Here is a 22,192-nt window from a genome sequence, read left to right on the forward strand (position 1 = left end):
CACGCACGAGGGCCGGCCGGGCACGTCCCGGCCGGCCTTCTGCTGTGTGGAAGTGAGGGTTGCCTCACCATCGCCCGGGCGTAGCGTGGGTGGCAGGACCGATCTTCGGAGGTACACCCCGTGGCACGCCGCATGACCACCCTCGAGGTCGCGCGCACCGAGCGGATCGGCCCGCACATGGTGCGGGTCGTCGCCGCCGGGCCCGAGCTCGCGTCGTTCCCCGACACCCCGTTCACCGACCGTTACGTGAAGATCCTGTTTCCGGTGCCGGGCGTGGACTACGCCGAGCCGCTCGACATGGACGCCGTCCGGCGGGACCACCCGCGGGAGGAGTGGCCGCGGCTGCGGACCTACACCGTCCGCGCGTTCGACCCCGCCGCCGGCGAGCTGACGATCGACTTCGTGCACCACGGCGACAGCGGCCTCGCCGGCCCGTGGGCGGCCGCCGCGCGCCCGGGCGACCGGCTGCGGCTGCTCGGGCCCGGCGGGGCCTACGCGCCCGATCCCGAGGCGGACTGGCACCTGCTCGTCGGCGACGAGGCGGCGCTGCCCGCGATCGGCGCCGCGCTGGAGCGGATCCCCGCCGGGGTGCCGGTGCACGCGATCGTCCAGGTGCAGGAGGAGGCGGACCGGCAGGACCTGCAGTGCGCCGGTGACCTGCGGCTGCGCTGGCTGCACCGCGCCGGGGCGCCGGACGACGGGGCGGGCGCGCTGGTCGCGGCGGTCCGCGAGCTGGAGTTCCCCGCGGGTCGGGTGCACGCGTTCGTGCACGGCGAGGCGGCGGAGGTCCGCGAGGTCCGGCGGCACCTGCTGCGCGAGCGCGGCGTCGACCGGGACGCCCTGTCCGTCTCGGGCTACTGGCGCCGCGGGCGGGACGAGGAGGGCTTCCGCGTCTACAAGCAGGAGCAGGCGCGGCTGGAGGAGACCGAGCAGGCCGCGGAGGCCCCGGCAGAGTCGATCTCCGCAGGTCGCTGACCCCCTGGCCGTTCGCCCAGGGCTGAACGGCGGCCGACCGGGAATGGACGCCCTGCTGACGCCGTTGTGTCGGTGCAGGTGCGTACCGTGCGCGTTACGTGGGGCCGCGGCGGAGGCGCCGATCGGTCGGCGACCGATACAGTGGTATGGGGCGTCCGCGGCGCAGTGTCACAGGGATGCTGGACGCGTCGCACGTGTGGGCGCAGCAGGCAAGGAGTGCGAATGTTCGAGAGGTTCACCGACCGAGCAAGGCGTGTTGTCGTCCTGGCGCAGGAAGAGGCCAGGATGCTCAACCACAACTACATCGGCACCGAGCACATCCTCCTTGGCCTGATCCACGAGGGTGAGGGTGTCGCCGCGAAGGCGCTCGAGTCGCTCGGGATCGCCCTGGAGGGCGTCCGCCAGCAGGTCGAGGAGATCATCGGCCAGGGGCAGCAGGCACCGTCGGGGCACATCCCGTTCACGCCCCGGGCGAAGAAGGTGCTGGAGCTGTCGCTGCGCGAGGCGCTGCAGCTCGGCCACAACTACATCGGCACCGAGCACATCCTGCTCGGCCTGATCCGCGAGGGCGAGGGTGTCGCGGCCCAGGTGCTCGTCAAGCTGGGTGCCGACCTCAACCGCGTCCGCCAGCAGGTCCTCCAGCTGCTGAGCGGCTACCAGGGCAAGGAGCCCGCCGAGGCCTCGACCGGCCGCGGCGAGGGCACCCCGTCCTCCTCCCTCGTCCTCGACCAGTTCGGTCGCAACCTCACCCAGCAGGCCCGTGAGGGCAAGCTGGACCCGGTCATCGGCCGGGAGAAGGAGATCGAGCGGGTCATGCAGGTCCTCTCCCGGAGGACCAAGAACAACCCCGTCCTCATCGGCGAGCCCGGCGTCGGCAAGACCGCCGTCGTCGAGGGCCTGGCCCAGGGCATCGTCAAGGGCGAGGTCCCCGAGACGCTGAAGGACAAGCAGCTCTACACCCTCGACCTGGGCTCCCTGGTCGCGGGCTCCCGCTACCGCGGTGACTTCGAGGAGCGCCTGAAGAAGGTGCTCAAGGAGATCCGCACCCGCGGCGACATCATCCTGTTCATCGACGAGATCCACACCCTGGTGGGTGCGGGTGCCGCCGAGGGCGCGATCGACGCCGCGTCGATCCTCAAGCCGATGCTCGCCCGCGGTGAGCTGCAGACCATCGGCGCGACGACGCTGGACGAGTACCGCAAGTACGTCGAGAAGGACCCCGCGCTGGAGCGCCGCTTCCAGCCGATCCAGGTGGGCGAGCCGAGCGTCACGCACACCATCGAGATCCTCAAGGGCCTCCGGGACCGCTACGAGGCGCACCACCGGGTCACCATCACCGACCCGGCGCTCGTCGCCGCGGCCACCCTGGCGGACCGCTACATCTCGGACCGGTACCTGCCGGACAAGGCGATCGACCTGATCGACGAGGCCGGCGCCCGGATGCGCATCAAGCGCATGACCGCGCCGCCGGACCTGCGGGAGTTCGACGAGAAGATCGCGAACGTCCGCCGGGACAAGGAGTCCGCGATCGACGCGCAGGACTTCGAGCGCGCCGCCCACCTGCGGGACTCCGAGAAGCAGCTGCTCGCGCAGAAGTCGGAGCGCGAGAAGCAGTGGAAGTCCGGTGACCTGGACGTCGTGGCCGAGGTCGACGACGAGCAGATCGCCGAGGTCCTCGCGAACTGGACCGGCATCCCCGTCTTCAAGCTGACCGAGGAGGAGACCACTCGCCTCCTGAAGATGGAGGACGAGCTCCACAAGCGGATCATCGGCCAGGAGGAGGCGGTCAAGTCCGTCGCCCAGGCGATCCGCCGGACCCGTGCCGGCCTGAAGGACCCGAAGCGCCCGTCCGGCTCGTTCATCTTCGCCGGCCCGTCCGGTGTCGGTAAGACCGAGCTGTCCAAGGCGCTGGCGAACTTCCTGTTCGGCGAGGACGACGCGCTCATCCAGATCGACATGGGCGAGTTCCACGACCGCTACACCGCCTCGCGGCTCTTCGGTGCCCCTCCCGGGTACGTGGGCTACGAGGAGGGCGGCCAGCTCACCGAGAAGGTGCGCCGCAAGCCGTTCTCGGTCGTGCTGTTCGACGAGATCGAGAAGGCCCACCAGGAGATCTACAACACGCTCCTGCAGGTCCTCGAGGACGGCCGCCTCACGGACGGCCAGGGTCGCACCGTCGACTTCAAGAACACGGTGCTGATCTTCACCTCGAACCTGGGCACCCAGGACATCTCGAAGGCCGTCGGGCTCGGCTTCGCGCAGAGCAACGACGAGCAGTCGAACTACGAGCGGATGAAGACCAAGGTCAACGACGAGCTGAAGAAGCACTTCCGCCCGGAGTTCCTGAACCGCATCGACGACATCATCGTCTTCCACCAGCTCACGCAGCCGCAGATCATCTCGATGGTCGACCTGATGATCACGCGGGTGGAGAAGGCCCTGGCCAACAAGGACATGGCCATCGAGCTCACGGACGCCGCCAAGGGCCTGCTGGCCCGCCGCGGGTTCGACCCGGTCCTGGGCGCCCGGCCGCTGCGCCGGACCATCCAGCGGGAGATCGAGGACCAGCTGTCCGAGAAGATCCTGTTCGGCGAGGTCGAGCCGGGGCAGATCGTGATCGTCGACGTCGAGGGCATCGACGACTCGGTGTCCGAGGGCAACCCGGCGCACGACGACAAGGCGACGTTCACCTTCCGCGGTGAGCCCCGCCCGGCCGCCGGCGTCCCGGACGCCCCGCCGGTCGACATCGCCGCCGGTGGTGGCGAGGAGTAGGACCAGGCACAGCCCGACGACGGCCCGTCTCCCTCCGGGGAGGCGGGCCGCCGCCGTTCTCGGCCGCGGTGTCCGTCCCGCGCGTCGGGAGTTCTGGCAGCGCGAGTCGGGGTGTGGGCTTCCGCGAGTCGGGGTGTGGGCTTCCGCGAGTCGGGCTCTGGGCTCCCATGAGTCGCGCGCTGCGATCCGCGCCGTCGGCCGGCCGTCGCTACCGTGGCGTCATGAGCTCGGTCCGTGCCGTCCCCGAGACCGAGCTGATGTCCGGCGAGCTGCTCTCCGCCGACGACGCCTGGCACACCGTCCGTCGCTACGGCCTGCGCCACCTGCTCGTCACCGGCTTCGTGCGCTTCCGCTACGGCGACGGCTTCTCCCACGCCCGCGCCTTCGCCCTCCAACTCGCGCTGGCCGCGGTGCCGCTGGTGATCGCCGGTGCGGGCCTGGCGACCGCCCTCGGCGCGGAGTCCTTCTCGGAGGTCGTGGCCCGCACGGTCGTGGCGGTCTCGCCCGGCAACAGTGACCAGCTCGTCGGGCAGGCGGTCCAGGGCGAGGTCGAGGGCGAAGAGCGTGGCGAGGTCGTCGTCGTGCTGGCGTTGCTCACCGCCTTCGCGGCGGCGACCTCGGCGTTCGCCCAGCTCGAACGGGGGGCCAACCGGATTTACGGCACCGAGCGCGACCGTCCCGTCCTCCGGAAGTACGGCCGCGCTGCGGCGCTCACCGCGACGGCGGGTGTGGCGATGGCGATCGGCCTGCTGCTGATCGTCGCCGGGGAGCCCTTCGGCGACGCGATGGAGCAGGTCTACCACTGGGGCGACGTGGCGGAGGAGGTCTGGGACGTCGTCCGGTGGCCCGCCGGTCTGGCCGCGTTGATCGTGGCGGTCACCGCGCTGCTGCGCTTGGCGCCGCGCCGCCGACAACCAGGCCTGAGCTGGCTCGTGGTGGGTGGCACGGTGACGGTCCTGGCCTGGTTGGCCGGCTCCGTGCTGCTGGCGGGGTACGTCGTGCTCGGCGAGAACTTCGACGAGACGTATGGACCGCTGACGGCGATCATGGCCCTGTTGCTCTGGGCGAACGTCACCGGCATCGCGCTGTTGGCCGGCTTCGCGCTCGCCGCGCAGCTCGAGGCCGTCCGCGCGGGGCAGGGCGATCCCCGTCTGCCCGACGTCGACGACGACGGCATCCCCGACCACCTCGACGAGACCCCGGGCTCACCGGCCCGCTGAGCCGGGCCGGGGTGCACCGGGCCGCGGGCCCGGCGGCCGGGCTCCCGAACTCGTCGACTCGCGGTCCCCGAAACTGCCGACTCGCGGTCCAGGAACTGCCGACTCGCGGGGGCTCAGCCGCGGCGTTGCGGGGGAGGCCACTCCTGCGCCTGCGGACGGGGGCCGGGGGCCGTTCCGGGGGCCCTGCCGCCGTTCCTGCGGACCTGCCGACCACTCCTGCGGACCTGCGGGCCACTCCTGTGGGCCTGCCGACCACTCCTGCGATGCTGCGGACCACTCATGCTGGGCTGGGGACCACTCCTGCGCGGCCGCGGGCCCGTCCTGCGGCGTGCGGGGCCGGGGGCCGGGGACCGCGCCCACCCGGGTCGCATCCTGACCGGCCGGCCGTGGCCGGGCGGAGCCGCCCGGCACACGCGCCTCCTGGCGCGGCACCACCGGCAGCACCTCGGTCGCGGGCATCTCGGCGATCCGTCGCGCGGTGGCCTCGGCGAGGGTCCGCGGCCGCAGGACCGGGCCCTGCCGCACGGCCTCCTCGTCCTTCCTCCGGCGTGCCGCCGCGGCACGCCTCGCGCCCGGCAGGATCTGCAGCGGTCGGCGGGCGGCGAGGTCCTCGACCCAGCCGAAGCAGGCCACCCCGATCACGATGATCACCACCGAGCTCAGGAGGAGCATGCCGCCCGAGTCGGGCAGGCCCAGCGTGTCGTTCGCCCACGCGGCGACGTCGATCGCCGGGTTGTTGAGCAGGTAGATCGTGATCGCCCGCGCGTTGACCACGGCGATCAGCCGGGCGAGCCCCGGCACCTTGTCGATCCAGCCCATGCTCGGGTTGAGCCGCAGCACCAGCAGCACGAACCCGGCGGAGACAAGCGCCTGCGCCATCGGGATCTCGTTGAGGTCGAGCCCGGCCTCCTCCGACGGGTGCCCGACGGCCCAGAACATCCCGGCCGCGATCCCGGCCGCGGCCAGCCCGAGCAGGGCCGGCAGCGGGAGCCTGCGGATCATGCCCTCACGGTGCGCGAAGCCGAGCATCCAGCAGGCGCCGAAGGTCACGAAGTCGAGCAGGCCGGCGCCGAGTCCGCTGGCGTCGGACAGCGGCGAGCCGAGCAGGCCGTCGACGATCACCAGGGCCAGCGGGACCAGCACGCTGATCACCGGGCTCTTCCGGAAGGCCTTGAGCATCACCGGCGTGAGCAGCACGAACCACAGGTAGGCGCGCAGGTACCAGAGCACCTCGACGGTGTCGAAGCCCCACTCGCTGCCCGGCGGGTCCATGATCGGGAAGACCCACCAGACGAGGTCGCTCCACGGGATGCCGTTGCCGGGGCTGTCGGCGTCGGCGCCCTCGGCGGCCCAGCCCTGCCACACCATGATCGGCACGAAGATCACGGCCATCAGCCACAGCGGTGGCAGGAGGCGGCGGATCCGCTGCCCGATGACGTCGATCGCCGGCGTCTTCCGCATCGACTGCACCATCAGCGACCCGCCCAGTGCGAACATCACGCCCATCGACGGGAAGACGATCGACAGCCAGCCGAGCCCCAGCGCGTGGTAGACGACCACGCGGACCAGCGCGAGCCCGCGCAGCGTGTCGAGCCACCGCTCCCGGCCCCGCGGTCGCGCGACGGGGGCGGGGAGCGGTGACCCGGGGTCGTCGCCCGGGCCGTCGGCGGACCGCGGCGCCGGGACGGGTGCAACGGCCGTGGGCGCGGGCACGGCCGCCATGCCGGGGAACGACGGGTGCCGCCCGGGGGCGTTCGCGGCGGAGACCGGCGCCGGCGAGGACTGCGGCGAGAGCAGGGCGTCGACCGCACCCGTGCGCTTGAGCTTCTGCCAGCGCACCCGGACGCCGCTGACGGCGCTCACCGCGGACTGCACGAGCACCACGTACATCAGCTGCCGGTAGACGAACTGCTGCACCGGCAGGACCCACAGCGCGCTCTTGGGCTCGCCGTCCACGTGGAAGGCGTAGATGCCGCCCGCGACCTGCAGCCCCATCATCAGGCTCCAGAGCAGCAGCGTGGTCGCCGGGTCCTCGAACAGCAGCCCGTAGAGCAGGAAGATGTCGACCAGCGGCGCGGAGAGCGGCAGCATGATCTGGAACAGCAGCACGTGGGCCAGACCCAGCCAGCCGAACGAGCCGGGCTCGCGCACCGCCCGCCGGTGCTTCCAGATGGCCTGCATGGTCCCGTAGCTCCACCGGTACCGCTGCCGCCAGAGCTGGCCGGCGGTCGCGGGCGCCTCGGTCCAGGCCAGCGCGCGGTCCTCGAACACGACCTTCCACCCGGCCCGGCCGAGGGCGATCGTGAGGTCGGTGTCCTCGGCGAGGGTGTCGTCGGACAGCCCGCCGACCTCGCGCAGCGCCTCCTTGCGGAAGGCGCCGGCGGCGCCGGGGATCGTGGTGATCGACGACGTCGTGTCCTGCACCCGGCGGTCGATGCCGAACCCGACCACGTACTCGACGTGCTGCAGCCGGCCGATCAGGGTGTCGGTGTTGGCGACCTTCACGTTGCCCGCGACGGCGCCGACCCGTGGGTCGGCGAAGGGCTGTGCGAGGTGCCGCACGGTGTCCGGCTCGAAGACCGTGTCGCCGTCCATCATCACGACGACCTCGTACCGGGCGTTCGCCGTGCCGGTGTTGAGCGCGGCCGGCTTGCCCGCGTTGAGCTGGCGGATCACCCGCACCCGCGGCAGGTTGAGCGACTCGACGAGCTCGGCCGTCCCGTCCGACGAGCCGTCGTCGACGACGATCACCTCGAGCGGGTGGTCGTTCGCGAGGATCGACCGCACGGTCGCCTCGATGTTCTTCGACTCGTTGTACGCCGGGACGATCACCGAGACGGGCTGCGTGTAGGTCGGGCCCCAGGCCCAGTTCGGGTCGCGGCGCCGCTTGTCGTGCTTGCGCGCGGCCACGATCATCAGGATCAGCCGCAGGACGACCAGGGTCGCCACCCCGGCCAGTAGCCAGCGGGCGGCGTCGGAGACCCACCAGGCTGCGCCGATGACCCCGAGCAGCAGCTTGCCGAGCAGGACGTCCGTGGTGCTCGCGGCCGGCGCGGGTGGCAGGTTCATCGCCTGCTCGACGGTCTTGAACGTGTAGCCGGCCGCCTGCAGCTGCGGGATCAGCTTGTCGAGCGCCGCGATGGTCTGGGTGCGGTCACCGCCGGAGTCGTGCAGCAGGATCGTGCCGCCGGTGCCGTCCTTCGGCGTGGCGTTGCGGACGATCTGGTCGGCGCCGGGCCGCTTCCAGTCCTCGCCGTCGACGTCCGTCAGCACCGTCAGGTAACCCATGGCCCCGACCTGCTTGACGGTCCGGTAGCCGATGTCGTCGAGCGCCGCGGCGCTGGAGGAGTACGGCGGTCGCATGAGGTAGGTCGACGTGCCCGTGGCGCCCTGGATCACCAGCTGGGTCTCGGCCATCTCGCGCTCCACCCGCCAGCCCGGCGACGTGCCGAGGTCGGGATGGGAGAAGGAGTGGACCCCCAGCTCCGAGCCCTGCTCGTGGATCTCGCGGATCAGCTCCGGGTACCGGCTGGCCATCGAGCCGACCACGAAGAAGCTGCCCGGCACGTTGTGCTTGCGGAGGATCGCGAGGACCTGCGGCGTCCACGTGGGGTCGGGGCCGTCGTCGAAGGTGAGGACGACGGTGCCGTTCGGGATGCTCGTCGAGCGCACCGGCTCGTGCTGGCCGTCGATGATCGGGCCGCCGGAGAGGATCTCGTCGGGGACCTGCTCGGAGGAGCCCTCCTCGTGGGCGCCGGTCGCGTCGTTGCCGATCTTGCCGGCGGTCAGTCCGCAGACGACGAGCACGACGAGGAAGGCGACGAGGAGCGACCCGACCAGCAGCCACGAGGGCGCGGGCCGGACCGTCGCACGAGGGCGTGGCACGGCGAACCTTTCCCGACAGGGGGGAGCGCCGCGCCGGCGGGATCCGGGCAGCGGCCTGTCACTCGGCTTTCGGCCGCCCGGCGGGCCCTGTTACACGGCGTGACCTGAATCCCGTCGCCACTGAGCTGAACGGGGGCGTGCTCCTGCTCCGACCTGCCGTGACAGCCGGGATGAAAAGGACAAAACAGTCACGGAGTGTGCAGGGTGGTGAGGGCGGCGTGCTCCCGCTCGTGGACGACCTCGCACACCCGCCCGAGCGTCGTAGCACACCCGGGGCAGCAGTCCCGCACCCGGTCGACGAAGGGATGTGCCGCGTCCCGCCGGATGTGCGGGCCGCTCGGGCGGATGTGCCGCTACTCGGACGGGCACTGCGCCGGGTTCAGGCGAGTGTGTGTCGCGTCCGGGCGGATGGGCGAATCGCTCGCGCGGCGAGGCCACATCCGAGGCGCGCCGCGCGCAAGCCGATCAGGCGGATGTGCCGCGACCTGACAGGTGTGCGGGTGCAGCGCCTCGGCCATCGCCCCGACCCGCAGTGCCAGGTCCTCCGGCGCGCACCTGTCCGTGGTTGCACGCAACGCGGCGCGCGCCTTCGCCCGCGAGGCCGACCCGCGGCGGCGCAGCGGGTCGGCCGCCCTGGTCGCGGCGGCGGTCGTCTCCGCCCGGCAGGATCGTCTGTGCCCCGGCCTGCAGCCCTCAGCGCGGGTCGAGGCCCGTCAGGGTGCGGCGCGGGTCGCCCGCCGGGAGCAGCCTCCCCAACCGCTCCCGCACCTCCGCGTCCGACCGCCCCTGCTCGGTGCGGGCGTAGGACCACAGCGCCTCGGCGTCCCCGCTGCGCAGCACCAGCGAGCGGACGGCGACGGCGAGCGCGTCCCGCTCCTCCCGCACGGCGGGGGCGTCCGAGGTGGGCAGGAGCTCGCCGCGATGCAGGTCGGCGGCCTCGCGGGCCCGGCCCCGGCGCAGCGCCTTGCCGAGCGCGAGGAAGTCGGCGTCGACGGCGGCCTGCAGGCGGTAGGGCTGGGTGCGGACGATCCCGGCGTCGAGGTGCACGCGCAGCCGGTGCATCTCCGCCCGGACCGTGACGGCCTTGCCCGCGTCCCCGTAGAGGGCGGTCGCGAGCCGGTCCGCGGTGAGGCCCTCGGGGTGCAACGCGAGCAGGGTGAGCAGCTCGGCGTGCCGGGAGGACAGTCGCACGGCCCTACCGTCGAGTCGGGCGACCGGCTGCTGGGCACCGAGGAAGCGCAGGGCGAGGGACGAGCGGCGGCGCGCACCGGGGCGGTGGAGTCGGAGGAGGTAGCCCTCGGCCAGCTGCTCGAGGACGCCCTCGCCGCGCGGGCCGAGCATGACCCGCATGCCGTCGGCGGGGTCGAGGCCGAGGTCGACGCGCTCGGCCACCCAGCCGTCCGGCTGTGCGGCGAGGACCCGCCCGCGCGGGCTGAGCAGCGCGCCGGGTTCGCCGCGGAGCCCCGTCAGGTGCGGCAGGTTCCGGGTGAGCAGCCGCTCGTCGCGCACCGCGATCCGCGTCTCGAGGTGCTTCTCGGCCAGCGTCGCCGCGGCGCTGACCAGCGCGAGCGTGGTCGGGTGGAAGGTGCGGGCGGGCCCGGTGATGTCGACGACGCCCACCATCGCGCCCGAGTCGGGATCGTGGATCGGGGCCGCCGCGCAGGTCCACGGGTGGTAGGCGCGGACGTGGTGCTCCGCCGAGTGGATCCGCAGGGCCCGGTCCTCGGCGAGCGCGGTGCCCATGGCGTTGGTGCCGACGGCGTCCTCGCTCCACCGGGTGCCCTCGACGGGCCCGACGCCCTCGGCGCGGCGCAGCACCTCCTGGTGTCCCTCCCGCCAGAGGACGTGCCCCTGCGCGTCCGTGACGATCATCATGTGCATCGCCTCGTCGGCGATCTGCAGCAGCGTGTCCCGCAGCAGCGGCAGCACCTCGGCCAGCGGGTGCCCCGCCCGGACGTCGGCGACCTCGCGGTGCTCGAAGACGTGCGGGGGCAGCCCGTGGTCGGGGTCGACCCGGGCCGCGTGCGAGCGGCGCCACGAATCGGACACCAGATCCCGGACCTGCTCGCCCATGCCAGCCCTCCGCCGACGTCGCCGTCCCGCTCGATCGTCCTCCCACCTGCGAGGACAGGCAACCCAAAGCTTTCTCCGCCCGTTCGGACTATCCGTTCGGAGCGGTCCGCATCTGCGTGCAACGCGGCTGCAACCCCCACCTTCCTAGTGTCCGGCGCCACGAGGTCGACCCAATGTTGTGGAAGGACGGACATGGCCAAGTACGCCAACCCCGGGCAGCCGGACAGCGTCGTCAGCTTCAAGCCGCGCTACGACCATTTCATCGGCGGCGAGTACGTGGCCCCTGCGAAGGGTCAGTATTTCGAGAACCCGACGCCGATCACCGGCCAGACGTTCACCGAGGTCGCCCGCGGCACGGCGGAGGACGTCGAGAAGGCCCTGGACGCGGCGCACGCCGCCGCTCCGGCGTGGGGGAAGACCTCCGCCGCCGAGCGTGCGAACATCCTCAACAAGATGGCGGACCGGATCGAGGCGAACCTCGAGAAGATCGCCATCGCCGAGTCCTGGGAGAACGGCAAGGCCTGCCGCGAGACGCTGGCCGCCGACATCCCGCTCGCGATCGACCACCTTCGCTACTTCGCCGGCGCGGTGCGCGGCCAGGAGGGTGGCATCTCGGAGATCGACGACAACACGATCGCCTACCACTTCCACGAGCCGCTGGGGGTGGTCGGTCAGATCATCCCGTGGAACTTCCCGATCCTCATGGCGATCTGGAAGCTGGCCCCGGCCCTGGCCGCCGGCAACGCGGTCGTCCTCAAGCCCGCCGAGCAGACCCCGGCATCGATCCACGTGCTGCTGGAGACGGTTGCCGACCTGCTGCCCCCGGGCGTGGTCAACATCGTCAACGGCTTCGGCGTCGAGGCGGGCAAGCCGCTGGCCTCGTCGAACCGCATCCGCAAGATCGCCTTCACCGGTGAGACCACGACCGGTCGGCTGATCATGCAGTACGCGTCGGAGAACCTGATCCCGGTCACCCTGGAGCTGGGTGGCAAGAGCCCCAACATCTTCTTCGACGACGTCGCCTCGGCCAACGACGCCTTCTACGACAAGGCCCTCGAGGGCTTTGCGATGTTCGCCCTCAACCAGGGCGAGGTCTGCACCTGCCCGTCCCGCGCGCTGATCCAGGGCGGCATCTACGAGGAGTTCCTGCAGCAGGCCGTCAAGCGGACCGAGCAGATCACGCAGGGCCACCCGCTCGACACCGAGACGATGATCGGTGCCCAGGCGTCGAACGACCAGTTCGAGAAGATCCTGAGCTACATCGACATCGGCCGCCAGGAGGGCGCGAAGGTCCTCACCGGTGGCGAGAAGGCCGACCTCGGTGGCGAGCTGTCCGGCGGCTACTACATCCAGCCGACGGTCTTCGAGGGCACCAACACCATGCGGATCTTCCAGGAGGAGATCTTCGGTCCGGTCGTGTCGGTGGCCCGGTTCTCGGACTACGACGAGGCCATCACGATCGCCAACGACACCCTGTACGGCCTGGGCGCCGGTGTGTGGTCCCGCAACGGCAACACCGCGTACCGCGCGGGCCGCGACATCCAGGCGGGTCGGGTGTGGGTGAACAACTACCACGCCTACCCGGCGCACGCGGCGTTCGGTGGGTACAAGCAGTCCGGGATCGGGCGCGAGAACCACAAGATGATGCTCGACCACTACCAGCAGACCAAGAACATGCTGGTCAGCTACTCCGAGAACGCTCAGGGCTTCTTCTGATGGGCGACTCCGCGGTCGAACGGGCCGAGGCCCCCGTCGCAGAGGTTCCCGGCTCGGGCACCAAGCGGGTGGCGCTGACGCCGGCGGCGGCGGAGCTGCTGGTCAGGCTGACCGACATCCACGGTCCGCTGATGTTCCACCAGTCCGGCGGATGCTGCGACGGCAGCGCGCCGATGTGCTACCCGGACGGGGACTTCAAGGTCGGCGGGCAGGACGTCCACCTGGGCGACCTGGTCGTCGAGGGGCTGGAGAAGCCCGTCGGCTTCTGGATGTCGGCCTCGCAGTACGCGTACTGGAAGCACACCCACCTCACCGTCGACGTGGTGAAGGGCCGCGGCAGCGGGTTCTCGGTCGAGGCGCCGGAGGGCGTCCGGTTCCTGATCCGTTCGCGGCTGTTCAGCGACGAGGAGTGGGAACGGCTGAAGGACGAGCTCTAGCGGTGTGAACGAACGGCGCTCTCGCTCACTAGATGTGAGCGAGAGCGCCGTTCGTGCATCCGGCGGGCGGCTACAGCAGCGCGTCGAGGGCGCGCAGGGTCGCCGCGGCCGGGGCGGGGATGCCGATTCCGCGGCCGTGCCGGACCTGCGGCTCGCGGACGTTGATCCGCACCAGCGCGCCGGTCGCGGCGCTCGCCAGCTCGGCCTGCCGCCGGACGGTCGGGACCGCGGTGCCCGCCCCGATCTCGACGACGGCGAGGCCGGCGCGGTGCTCCCGGACCCAGCCCTGCAGCGCGTCCACCCGGGGGCCGCAGTGGGCGGGGTCCCAGGACCAGTCGCCGAACATCAGGATGTTGGGCCGCGCGAGCCCACCGCAGCGCGGGCAGGCGGGCAACGGCCCGCGGGCCCGCATCGACACCGGGTCGATGTCGACCTCGACGCCGCCCGCCGGCCAGACCGGCTGTCCGCACCCGCGCAGGCACTGCAGGTGGTGGATCGAGCCGTGGACCTCGGCCACGTCGGCCTCGGCGAACCCGGCCACCTGGAACTGCCCGTCGACGTTCGAGGTGAACACCCGCGTCGGGCGGCGGTCCGCCCAGCGGCGCAGAACGACGAAACCCTCGTGCGGCACGGTCGCGCGGTAGAGCGCGAGCCGGTGCCCGTAGAAGCCCCAGGCCAGGGCGGGGTCGTCGGCGAAGTGGACCGGATCGGCGATCTCCTCGAACCGCAGCCCGAGGGCCTCGTACGGCGGGTAGGCCCGCCAGAAGCCCTCGGTGCCGCGGAAGTCCGGCAGCCCGGAGTCGACGCCCATCCCGGCACCGGCGCACACGAGCAGCGCCTCGGCCCCGCGGAGCAGGTCGGCGGCCCCGGCGAGCGCCGGGTCGACGGTCGTCAAGCGCGGATCAGAGCTCCACGACCTCGAACTCCAGCAGGTCCGCCCCGCTCGCGACGGGCCTGGGGCCGGCGTTCGGGTCGTGCTGCCCGGAGTGCGCCTCGACGGCCGGGCCCTGACGCCACTTCTGGAAGTCCTCCTCGGTCTCCCAGGTGGTGACGACGAAGTACCGGGTGTCCCCGGCGACCGGGCGGAGCAGCTGGAAGCCGAGGAAGCCCGGCTGCCCGTCGACGGCGTGCTTACGGTGGGCGAACCGCTTCTCGAGCTCGGGGCCGGCACCCTCGGGCACGTGGATTGCGTTGATCTTCACGACGGCCATGCGCCCCACGTTAGCCTCACCCGTGATGGAGGGGCGGCGATCGGTACGGACGTCCGACGGGACCTTTCTCGCGGTCGTCGAGTTCGGGGGCGAGGGCCCGCCCGTCCTGCTGCTGCACGGGCTGATGGGCCGGGCCACGACCTGGTGGTCGGTGGCCCGCCGGCTCGGTGGTCACGGTCGCGTCCTCGGACTCGACGCGCGCGGGCACGGGCGCTCCCAGGCCGCCGGGCCCTGGACCACGGACCGGATGGCCGCGGACGCCGCCGAGCTCCTCGAGCAGGCCGGCGCCGGGCCCGCGATGGTGGTCGGGCACTCGATGGGCGGGCTGCACGCGCTGGCGCTCGCCGCCCGGCGGCCGGACCTCGTGCGCGGGCTGGTCGTCGAGGACATGGCGGTGGACCTCACGGGGCTGGCCGGCCGGCCGATGGCCGACATGGCGGCCTGGTTCGGCGCCGTCCCGCAGCCCTTCGCCTGCCGCGAGGCCGTGCGGGAGGCCTTCGGGTACCCCAGGCCCGAGATCGGCGACTACATGGCCGAGTGCGTGGAGGAACGGGCCGACGGACTGCACCTGCTCACCCGGATCCCCGACGCCCTGGAGATCGCCGCGGGCTGGACGCGCGAGGCCCGGTGGGCGGACCTCGACGCCGTTCGCTGCCCGGCGCTGCTGATCGAGTCGGAGGAGTCCGTCGCGCCGCCGGGGCAGATGGCGGCGATGGCCGAGCGGCTCGGGGCCGAGCACCACGTGCTGCCGGGAACGGGACATCTGGTGCACGCCGACGAGAAGGCGTTCCTCGGGCTGGTCGAGCCATTTCTCACCCGATGTCGGTGACGACCGGATCCGTGGCCACGCTGCGTTTTCGGTCGACCCCGTCCCGTCGGCCGTTCCGGGCCTTGCTCCGAACGGCGGTTCCTGAATTACGTACGTGGCGTTCGCGCCCTTTTCGATCATTGTTTCCGCAGGTCCGAGGGGCGACCGTCGCCGGGCGTGATCTCGGTGCACCGGATCGTCACCGAACTCTCAGGTTACGGGCCGAAATGTCCTTGTGGCAGATGTCGACGCTGTGCAAGCCTCACGCCGTTCCATGAGGGAGCCGCGAATCCGCCGGGGCGCAGGCGTATTCCGGGTACAACGTCGAGAGCTGCGCGCCGCCGGCCACCCGCCGACGAGTCGCGGGGTCCCGGGTCGCCGAGCCGGGGCACCGGTGGGGGACGCGCCCGAGGTGTGGGGATGTACCAGGAGCGGAGAAGCGTCCTGGCCGCGGAGCATCCGCCCGCGGCGACACCGGACCGGGCCAGGGGGCCCGGGGCCCGGATCGACGAGTTGGTCGCGCCCGCCCGCCGGGGGGACGAGCGGGCGCTGACGGAGCTGCTCGAGCTGGTGCGGCCACTCGTGCTGCGCTACTGCGAGAACCGGCTGCACGGGTCGGCGGTGTCGGCGGAGGACGTCACCCAGGAGGTCTGCATCGCCCTCCTGCGGTCGCTGCCCTCCTACCGGGACCGCGGACGGCCCTTTCTCGCGTTCGTGCACACCGTGGCGAGTCACCGGATCGCGAGCGCGTGCACCACCGCGGTGCGGACCCACGAGCGGGCCGTGGCCGAACCACCGGAGCCCGACGGGGGCTGCGAGCGTGGCGACCAGCCCGAGCTCCATGCTCTCGACCGCGCGGCCGCCCTCGAGGTCGACCGGCTGCTGCGGCGGCTACCCGGCCGTGCGCGGGAGATCCTGCTGCTGCGGGTGGTCTGGGGGCTGTCGGTGCGCGAGACCGCGGACCACCTCGCGCTGAAACCGGAGTCGGTGCGGCTGAACCAGCACCGGGCCCTGCAGGCGCTGCGCCGTATGCTCGTCGCCGGCGCGGCCCGGCAGCTCCGGCCGGAAGCGGGCTGAGCCGCACGATGACCCCCGACGGCGACGGCACCCCCGCCGGCCGCCGGCCCCTCGACGAGGAACCGGCGGCGGGTGGCTGCTGTCCGCGTGCCCCCGATCCCGTCGACCTCTCCGCGATCCTCGCCGACGACGCCCTGCTCGACGCGCTCGGCCGGTACGCCCTGTCCGACGACCGGATCCGCGAGTGCTACGGCTCCGATCCCGTCGTCGACCTGCTGCTCGGGTGGCGCGGCGAGCAGGACGACGAGTCGCCGTCGAGCGAGCCCGGGCCGGCCGTCGGCGGGGTGGCCGAGGTGTCCGGGGTGGCCGAGGCGTCCGGATCCTCCGGGGGGTCCGAGGGGTCTGGAGGGTCCGAGGGGTCGTCGGTCGCCCCGGCGCCGCCGCAGCGCGCCGACGAGTCCCGCCGCGCGCGCCGGCTCCCGATGGCGGCCGCCGCCGCGCTCGTCGTCGGGTGTCTGCTCGGGGCCGGGCTGGGGGAGGGGCCCGGCACGCTCGCCGTCGGGTCGGTCGACGCCGCCCGGATGGTCGACGCGCGGCTCGACCGGGCCGCCGCGGACCTCGCGATGGGCGACCGCGACGGCGCCCGGATCCAGCTCGCGGGCGCGCGCCGGATGCTGCTCGGGGTCCGCACGGAGGACGGCCGCGCCGCCCTGCGCGACCGGCACGAGCGCCTCGCACGCGCCGCCACCGGGCCGAACACGGCTCCCGCGCCGACGCGTCCGGCCACCCCCGGCCAGCCCGCTCCGGTGCGCGGAAAGTCGGACGACGCCCCGTCGCCGAGGTCGCCGGGCCGCTCGGAGCCCGCGTCCGGGGCGCCGCAGCCGGGCGAGCGGACCGGTGCGCAAGGACAGCGGGACCGGTCGCCACCGCGCTCGCCCGAGACCGCGGGGCGGCAGGATCCGGCGTCCGGTGGGCGGCCGGTGACGTGGAGCGAGGGGCGCGAGCGCCCGGACCGCGCCGACACGAGCCACCGGGACGCGCCGCGCGAGGGCGCCGGACCCGCCACCCCGCGCGAGGGCGCCGGACCCGCCACCCCGCGCGAGGGCGCCAGGCCCGCCACTCCGCGCGAGGTCCGCGACCCCCGCACCGCCCCCGAGACGCAGGAGCGGCGCGAGGTCCGCGGCACGCATTCGGCTCCTGCTCCGCAGGACCGGCGCGAGAAACCCGCCACGCGCCCGGCCACGGACGACCGGGATCAGGCCCGCGACACGCACCCGGCCCCGGCTCAGCAGGACCGACGCGAGAACCGCGCCACCCGTCCGACCACGGACGACCGCGATCCTGTCCGCGCCGCGCCCGCAGCGCCGGAGCAGCGCATGGTCGGGGACCGGGGCGTCGAGACGACGCGGAACCGCGCGTCGGCGCCGACCACGACCGACACGACCGGGCGGACCGACGACACGACCCGCGACCAGCGGGACGGCGCCGTGCCACCCCTGCCGGACGACCACGACGCGCAGCCCGACGGGCAGCGGGAGGAGCAGGTCTCGCGGTCCGGGAGCCCGGCCGACCAGCCGCGGACGGAGAACGAGGCCACCTCCCGCAGCAGCGCCGACGACCAGGCTCGCGGCGAGCGTGATGTGACGGCCCGCAGCGAGGGCCGGGCTGCTCGCGCCGAGCGTGATGTGACGGCCCGCGGCGAGGACCGGGCGACCCGGACCGAGCGCGACGCGGCTGCCCGGAGCGACGGGCGGGCCGTCGACCGCGAGGTCGTGACCCGCGGCGACGACCGGGAGCAGCGTGCGAACGGCGCCCCCGCGCAGACCGACCGGGAGCGCACGAGCCGGACCACGCAGGACCCGGCCGGGCGCTCCGACGACCGGAGCCGCGGTGAACGCACCGGGCAGTACGGCGACGATCGGGAGCGCCGGAACGAGGCCCGCGAACCGCACCGGGAGACCGCGCGGGGTGAGGCGCCGGACCGTCGTCGCGACGCCCACCCGACCGACCGCGCCGCCGTCGTGCAGGACCGGCGGACGGAGGGACCGGGCGACCGGGGCGCCCGGAGCCGCCCGGAGACTGCACGGCAGGACCGGCACGACGACGGACGGGCGCGCCGGGTGAACTCCGAGACCCGCTCCGGCTCTCACGCCCGCCCCGACACCCGCTCCGACCGGCCGTCGGGCTCCGACTCGCGGGCCCGCGGGCAGCGCAACGACTCCGCGGAGCGGCACACCGACAACCGGACCCGGGAGCGCCACGGCGACTCGGGGCCGCGCGACTCCGGGAACCGGCGCGGCGACGCGGACAGCCGGGAGCAGGGCGGCCGGGAGCAGGGCGGCCGGGAGCAGGCCACGGGCGAGGGCGCCGGCGACCAGGGCGACACGACCGACGGTCGTGGCCCCGGCCACCCGGCCGATCCCGGTGCGTCCGACGCCGGGACCCCGGGGACGGATCCGGCCACAGGACCCGGCCGCCGCGGGGCCGACGGTGCGGACCCGGCGACCGTGCCGGACGACGACGATCTCCTCCTGGCTGCTCCGTCCGAGTGAAGCGGCGTCGGGCGTGCAACGCACGCCGGGCCCGGGCGGCTACCTCTCGGCGCCCCCGCCAGGGAGGCGTTACGTCCGATGTGGAGCGCCACCGATTGTCCAAAATGGACAAGCTCCACGAAGGGGAGGAACCGAAGATGGGTGATCACGGCTGGGGTGGCCACGGCCACCACGACCACCACGACTGGGGCGGATGGGGAAAGCACGACGACGACGACAAGGACTGGGGTGGCTGGGGCCACTGGGGCGACGACTGTGACGACGACAACGGCTGGGGCAAGTGGGGTGACTGCAAGGACTGACTGATCCACGGCGGTGGTCCCGGTCCCGGGGCCACCGCCCTCGACCCGTGGAGGGAGGAACGTCGTGCGGGACGTGCTGCGGTCGTTGCTGAGCCGGACGCCGCCCGAGGAGGTCGGGCTGGTCGATGCCGCGCCGCCCGTCGCCGTCCGCGAGATCTTCCGCCGCTTCGGGCCGGACGCGCGCCCCTTCTACCGCCGGCTGGCGGTCGTGCTGGTGCTGGTCGTCGTGGCCCCGTTCCTCGACGCCGCGATCGTCTGGCTGTTCAAGCTCCTGGTCGACGACGTCCTGGCGCCCCGCGACTTCGCCGCGTTCCCGCGGCTCGCCGCCTTCTACATCGGCCTCACGCTCGCGCTGGGGCTGCTGCGCGTCTGGTCGACCTATCTCACCGCCTACATCGGCGAGCACTTCCTGCACCGGCTGCGGGTGCGGGTCTTCGGCCACGTCCAGACGCTCTCGCTCGGCTTCTTCGACCGCCGCCGGCTCGGCGACACGCTCAGCCGGCTGACCGGCGACATCTCCCAGATCGAGGGCCTGGTGCTCTCCGGTGTGACCCGGCTGGTGTCCTCGGCCGTCACGATCGCGGTCTTCACCGGCGTGCTGTTCTACCTGAACTGGCAGCTGGCCCTGGTCGCCCTCGCCGCGGTGCCGTTCTTCGGCCTGGTGGCGAAGTGGTTCTCGAAGCGGATCCGGCACTCCTCGCGTCAGGTCCGGCAGTGGTCGGGCGGGATCAGCGCGGTCACCGAGGAGAGCCTCGGCAACGCCATGCTGATCCAGGCGTACGGCGGCGAGGCGACCGAGGTGCGCCGGTTCACCCGGCAGAGCCGGGGCGCGATCGAGGCGGTCCTGCGTACGACCCGGCTGCGCGCGTTCTTCTCGCCGTCCGTGCAGATGATCGAGGTCGTCGGCGTCATGGCGATCATGGGCGTGGGGATCTGGCAGCTCGGCGCGAACCGGATCACGCTGGGCGGCCTGCTCGCCTTCCTGATCTACCTCTCCCAGCTGTACGCGCCGGTGCGGGGGCTGGGGTCGTACTCGAACTCGGTGTACGCGGCCGCCGCGTCCGCCGAGCGGATCATCGAGCTGCTCGACCAGCGGACCTCGGTGCCGGCCCCGGAGCACCCGGTCCGGCTCGCGCGCCCGGGCCCCGGCCCGACGCCGGTCCGTCGCGTGCGTGGCGAGCTGCGGCTGGAGGAGGTCGGCTTCCGGTACCCGGAGAAGACGGTCGACGTGCTCGACGACGTGAGCGTCACCGTCCCGGTCGGCGGCACCACGGCCCTCGTCGGGGCCAGCGGTGCGGGCAAGACCACGCTGGTCAAGCTGCTCCTGCGGTTCTACGACCCGACCCGCGGCCGGATCCTGCTCGACGGCGTCGACCTGCGCGACCTCGACCCGGCCGAGCTGCGCGCGAACGTCGCCGTGGTGCTGCAGGAGACCCTGCTGCTCGACGGCACCATCGCCGAGAACATCCTCGCCGGCCGGCCCGACGCAACCCGCGAGGACCTGGAGCGCGCGGCGCGCGCCGCCGACGTCGACGACTTCGTCGACGCCCTGCCGGAGGGCTTCGAGACCCGCGTCGGGCAACGCGGCCGGCTGCTCTCCGGCGGTCAGCGGCAACGGATCGCGGTGGCACGGGCGATGATCCGCGACGCGCCCGTCCTGCTCCTCGACGAGCCGACGACCAGCCTGGACGCCGAGTCGGCCGAGCGGGTGCTCCGCCCGATGCGCCGGCTGATGGCCGGCCGCACCACGATCGTCATCTCGCACAACCTGCTCACGGTCACCGACGCCGATCGGATCCTCTACCTCGAGGGCGGCCGGGTGACCGAGGCCGGCACCCATGCGGAGCTGCTCGCCCGGGGCCGGCGCTACGCCCAGCTCTACCGGCTGCACCACGACACCGCGCCCGTCCCCGTCGACCTCGCGGCCCGGCGGGCCGGCGGTCCCGGGTCCCGCGAGAGGAAGGCGGCACGATGAGGATCGTCTGCGTCGGCGGCGGGCCCGCCGCGCTCTACTTCGCCGTCTCGGCCAAGCGGCGGGACGCCGCGCACGAGATCACGGTGCTGGAGAAGGACCCGCGCGGGGCGACCTACGGCTGGGGCGTCGTCTGTCACGACGGCCTGCTCGACCGGCTGTACCGCAACGACCGCGAGTCGGCCCGGGCGATCCGGGCCCGCTCGTACCTGTGGCAGGAGCAGGAGGTGCACCTGCGCGGCGAGGAGGTCGGCTACCTGCCCGGGTACGGGTTCAGCGTCCCCCGCGCAGGGCTGCTGGAGGTGCTGGCGAACCGGGCGGCGGACCTCGGGATCGACGTCCGGTACGAGAGCCCGGTGCCGGAGACCGCGCTCGCCGACGGCACCTTCGAGTCCGGCGAGCTCGCCGCGGACCTCGTCGTGGTGGCCGACGGCGCCCACAGCAGGCTGCGCGACCACGTGGCGGACGATTTCGGCACGACCCTCTCCACCGGCCGCAACCCCTACATCTGGCTCGGCACGGAGAAGGTGTTCGCGAGCTTCACCTTCGCGTTCGAGGAGACCCACGCCGGCTGGATCTGGTGCTACGGCTACCCGACCAGCGCCGGGGTCAGCACGTTCATCGTCGAGTGCTCGCCGGAGACCTTCACCGGCCTCGGCCTGGACGTGCTGCCGCACGAGGACGGCATCGCGTTGCTGGAGAAGATCTTCACCCACACCCTGGACGGGCAGGCGTTGATCAGCAGCTCGCGAGGGCGGCCCTCGCCGTGGCTGCGGTTCCTGGAGGTGCGCAACGAGACCTGGCGGCACGACAACGTGGTGCTGCTCGGCGACGCCGCGCACACCACGCACTTCACCATGGGCCAGGGGACCCGGTTCGCGATGACGGACGCGATCATGCTCGCCCAGGCGTTGTACGAGCAGCCCTCGCTGTCCCCGGCCCTGGGCTGGTTCGACCGGAAGGGCCGGGAGGCGCTGCGCACCGCCCAGGCCGCCGCGCGGACCGGAGCCGCCTGGTTCGAGCACGTCGACCGCTACCTCGACCGGGACGCCGTGGAGTTCGCCTACGCGCTGTCCCACCGGCAGGGCCTCCAGCCGCCCTGGCGATACCAGTGGCACATCGCCACCCAGCTGACCGCGGTGCGCAAGGGCCGCAGGTTGGCGCACAGCGGTCAGCGCTGGTGGCGCGCGAAGAAGCGCGGTGAGCAGCCCTTCGTGCCGCGCGGCCTGCTGCGCGCCGGGTGACCAGGGGT

15 protein-coding genes are annotated in these 22,192 nt (G+C 73.2%); 11 read left to right on the forward strand and 4 right to left on the reverse strand.

The window, feature by feature from the left end; genetic code table 11:
- The first annotated feature begins 132 nt into the window (after nucleotides 1-132).
- The 3 genes from ABD990_RS21585 (at nucleotide 133) to ABD990_RS21595 (ending at nucleotide 4,967) form a co-directional block, all read left to right on the forward strand.
- Nucleotides 133-975 carry a siderophore-interacting protein gene (locus ABD990_RS21585; RefSeq protein WP_345382647.1) on the forward strand — a complete coding sequence of 281 codons (843 nt, stop codon included), beginning with the start codon at nucleotides 133-135 and terminating at the stop codon, nucleotides 973-975.
- Nucleotides 976-1,197: 222 nt separating this feature from the next.
- On the forward strand, nucleotides 1,198-3,747 hold the full coding sequence (locus ABD990_RS21590) for an ATP-dependent Clp protease ATP-binding subunit (protein ID WP_345382528.1): 2,550 nt from the start codon (nucleotides 1,198-1,200) through the stop codon (nucleotides 3,745-3,747).
- Between the two features lie 221 nt (nucleotides 3,748-3,968).
- The gene (locus ABD990_RS21595) at nucleotides 3,969-4,967 is read left to right on the forward strand and encodes a YihY/virulence factor BrkB family protein (protein ID WP_345382529.1); all 999 of its coding nucleotides are present in this window, start codon (nucleotides 3,969-3,971) and stop codon (nucleotides 4,965-4,967) included.
- On the opposite strand, the gene ABD990_RS21600 is transcribed toward ABD990_RS21595, so the two are convergent.
- On the reverse strand, nucleotides 4,953-8,852 hold the full coding sequence (locus tag ABD990_RS21600; RefSeq protein ID WP_345382530.1) for a glycosyltransferase: 3,900 nt from the start codon (nucleotides 8,850-8,852) through the stop codon (nucleotides 4,953-4,955). The genes ABD990_RS21595 and ABD990_RS21600 overlap by 15 nt on opposite strands.
- Before the next feature lie 693 nt (nucleotides 8,853-9,545).
- Nucleotides 9,546-10,925, reverse strand: coding sequence for a GAF domain-containing protein (locus ABD990_RS21605; protein WP_345382531.1), 1,380 nt, complete (start codon nucleotides 10,923-10,925; stop codon nucleotides 9,546-9,548).
- A gap of 192 nt (nucleotides 10,926-11,117) precedes the next feature.
- On the opposite strand from ABD990_RS21605, the gene exaC reads away from it, so the two are divergent.
- Nucleotides 11,118-12,641, forward strand: coding sequence for an acetaldehyde dehydrogenase ExaC (gene exaC / locus ABD990_RS21610; protein ID WP_345382532.1), 1,524 nt, complete (start codon nucleotides 11,118-11,120; stop codon nucleotides 12,639-12,641).
- Nucleotides 12,641-13,078, forward strand: a complete 438-nt coding sequence (locus tag ABD990_RS21615; protein WP_345382533.1) for a DUF779 domain-containing protein — start codon at nucleotides 12,641-12,643, stop codon at nucleotides 13,076-13,078. The genes exaC and ABD990_RS21615 overlap by 1 nt, the downstream gene beginning before the upstream one ends.
- A 70-nt stretch (nucleotides 13,079-13,148) precedes the next feature.
- Here the strand turns inward: ABD990_RS21615 and ABD990_RS21620 are convergent, their stop codons facing one another.
- Complete coding sequence (locus ABD990_RS21620) at nucleotides 13,149-13,889, reverse strand: SIR2 family NAD-dependent protein deacylase (protein WP_425569637.1); 741 nt, start codon at nucleotides 13,887-13,889, stop codon at nucleotides 13,149-13,151.
- Between the two features lie 91 nt (nucleotides 13,890-13,980).
- Nucleotides 13,981-14,289 (reverse strand): antibiotic biosynthesis monooxygenase family protein, encoded by a 309-nt coding sequence (locus ABD990_RS21625; protein WP_345382535.1) that lies wholly within the window; start codon nucleotides 14,287-14,289, stop codon nucleotides 13,981-13,983.
- 25 nt (nucleotides 14,290-14,314) lie between these two features.
- Between ABD990_RS21625 and ABD990_RS21630 the strand changes: the two genes are divergently transcribed.
- The 6 genes from ABD990_RS21630 to ABD990_RS21655 all read left to right on the forward strand — a co-directional run bounded on the left by ABD990_RS21630 (nucleotide 14,315) and on the right by ABD990_RS21655 (nucleotide 22,184).
- Nucleotides 14,315-15,118: an alpha/beta fold hydrolase gene (locus ABD990_RS21630; protein ID WP_345382536.1), complete on the forward strand. Its 804-nt coding sequence runs from the start codon at nucleotides 14,315-14,317 to the stop codon at nucleotides 15,116-15,118.
- Between the two features lie 399 nt (nucleotides 15,119-15,517).
- A complete protein-coding gene (locus ABD990_RS21635; RefSeq protein WP_345382537.1) occupies nucleotides 15,518-16,174 on the forward strand; it encodes a sigma-70 family RNA polymerase sigma factor in 657 nt (218 codons plus the stop codon).
- An 8-nt stretch (nucleotides 16,175-16,182) separates the two neighbouring features.
- A complete protein-coding gene (locus ABD990_RS21640; RefSeq protein WP_345382538.1) occupies nucleotides 16,183-18,666 on the forward strand; it encodes a hypothetical protein in 2,484 nt (827 codons plus the stop codon).
- Nucleotides 18,667-18,803: 137 nt separating this feature from the next.
- Nucleotides 18,804-18,968, forward strand: coding sequence for a hypothetical protein (locus ABD990_RS21645; RefSeq protein ID WP_345382539.1), 165 nt, complete (start codon nucleotides 18,804-18,806; stop codon nucleotides 18,966-18,968).
- A 64-nt stretch (nucleotides 18,969-19,032) separates the two neighbouring features.
- On the forward strand, nucleotides 19,033-20,943 hold the full coding sequence (locus ABD990_RS21650; protein WP_345382540.1) for an ABC transporter ATP-binding protein: 1,911 nt from the start codon (nucleotides 19,033-19,035) through the stop codon (nucleotides 20,941-20,943).
- Nucleotides 20,940-22,184, forward strand: a complete 1,245-nt coding sequence (locus ABD990_RS21655) for an FAD-dependent monooxygenase (protein ID WP_345382541.1) — start codon at nucleotides 20,940-20,942, stop codon at nucleotides 22,182-22,184. The genes ABD990_RS21650 and ABD990_RS21655 overlap by 4 nt, the downstream gene beginning before the upstream one ends.
- The last annotated feature ends 8 nt before the right edge of the window (nucleotides 22,185-22,192 follow it).

This window comes from Pseudonocardia yuanmonensis (assembly GCF_039542425.1).
In the GTDB taxonomy this organism is placed as follows: domain Bacteria; phylum Actinomycetota; class Actinomycetes; order Mycobacteriales; family Pseudonocardiaceae; genus Pseudonocardia; species Pseudonocardia yuanmonensis.

Bases quoted from the DNA above. Each gene is read 5' to 3' on its own strand.
- ABD990_RS21585 (WP_345382647.1), top strand. From the start codon at position 133: ATGACCACCCTCGAGGTCGCGCGCACCGAGCGGATCGGCCCGCACATG.
- ABD990_RS21590 (WP_345382528.1), top strand. From the start codon at position 1,198: ATGTTCGAGAGGTTCACCGACCGAGCAAGGCGTGTTGTCGTCCTGGCG.
- ABD990_RS21595 (WP_345382529.1), top strand. From the start codon at position 3,969: ATGAGCTCGGTCCGTGCCGTCCCCGAGACCGAGCTGATGTCCGGCGAG.
- ABD990_RS21605 (WP_345382531.1), bottom strand. From the start codon at position 10,925: ATGGGCGAGCAGGTCCGGGATCTGGTGTCCGATTCGTGGCGCCGCTCG.
- exaC (WP_345382532.1), top strand. From the start codon at position 11,118: ATGGCCAAGTACGCCAACCCCGGGCAGCCGGACAGCGTCGTCAGCTTC.
- ABD990_RS21615 (WP_345382533.1), top strand. From the start codon at position 12,641: ATGGGCGACTCCGCGGTCGAACGGGCCGAGGCCCCCGTCGCAGAGGTT.
- ABD990_RS21620 (WP_425569637.1), bottom strand. From the start codon at position 13,889: ATGGGCGTCGACTCCGGGCTGCCGGACTTCCGCGGCACCGAGGGCTTC.
- ABD990_RS21625 (WP_345382535.1), bottom strand. From the start codon at position 14,289: ATGGCCGTCGTGAAGATCAACGCAATCCACGTGCCCGAGGGTGCCGGC.
- ABD990_RS21630 (WP_345382536.1), top strand. From the start codon at position 14,315: ATGGAGGGGCGGCGATCGGTACGGACGTCCGACGGGACCTTTCTCGCG.
- ABD990_RS21635 (WP_345382537.1), top strand. From the start codon at position 15,518: ATGTACCAGGAGCGGAGAAGCGTCCTGGCCGCGGAGCATCCGCCCGCG.
- ABD990_RS21640 (WP_345382538.1), top strand. From the start codon at position 16,183: ATGACCCCCGACGGCGACGGCACCCCCGCCGGCCGCCGGCCCCTCGAC.
- ABD990_RS21645 (WP_345382539.1), top strand. From the start codon at position 18,804: ATGGGTGATCACGGCTGGGGTGGCCACGGCCACCACGACCACCACGAC.
- ABD990_RS21655 (WP_345382541.1), top strand. From the start codon at position 20,940: ATGAGGATCGTCTGCGTCGGCGGCGGGCCCGCCGCGCTCTACTTCGCC.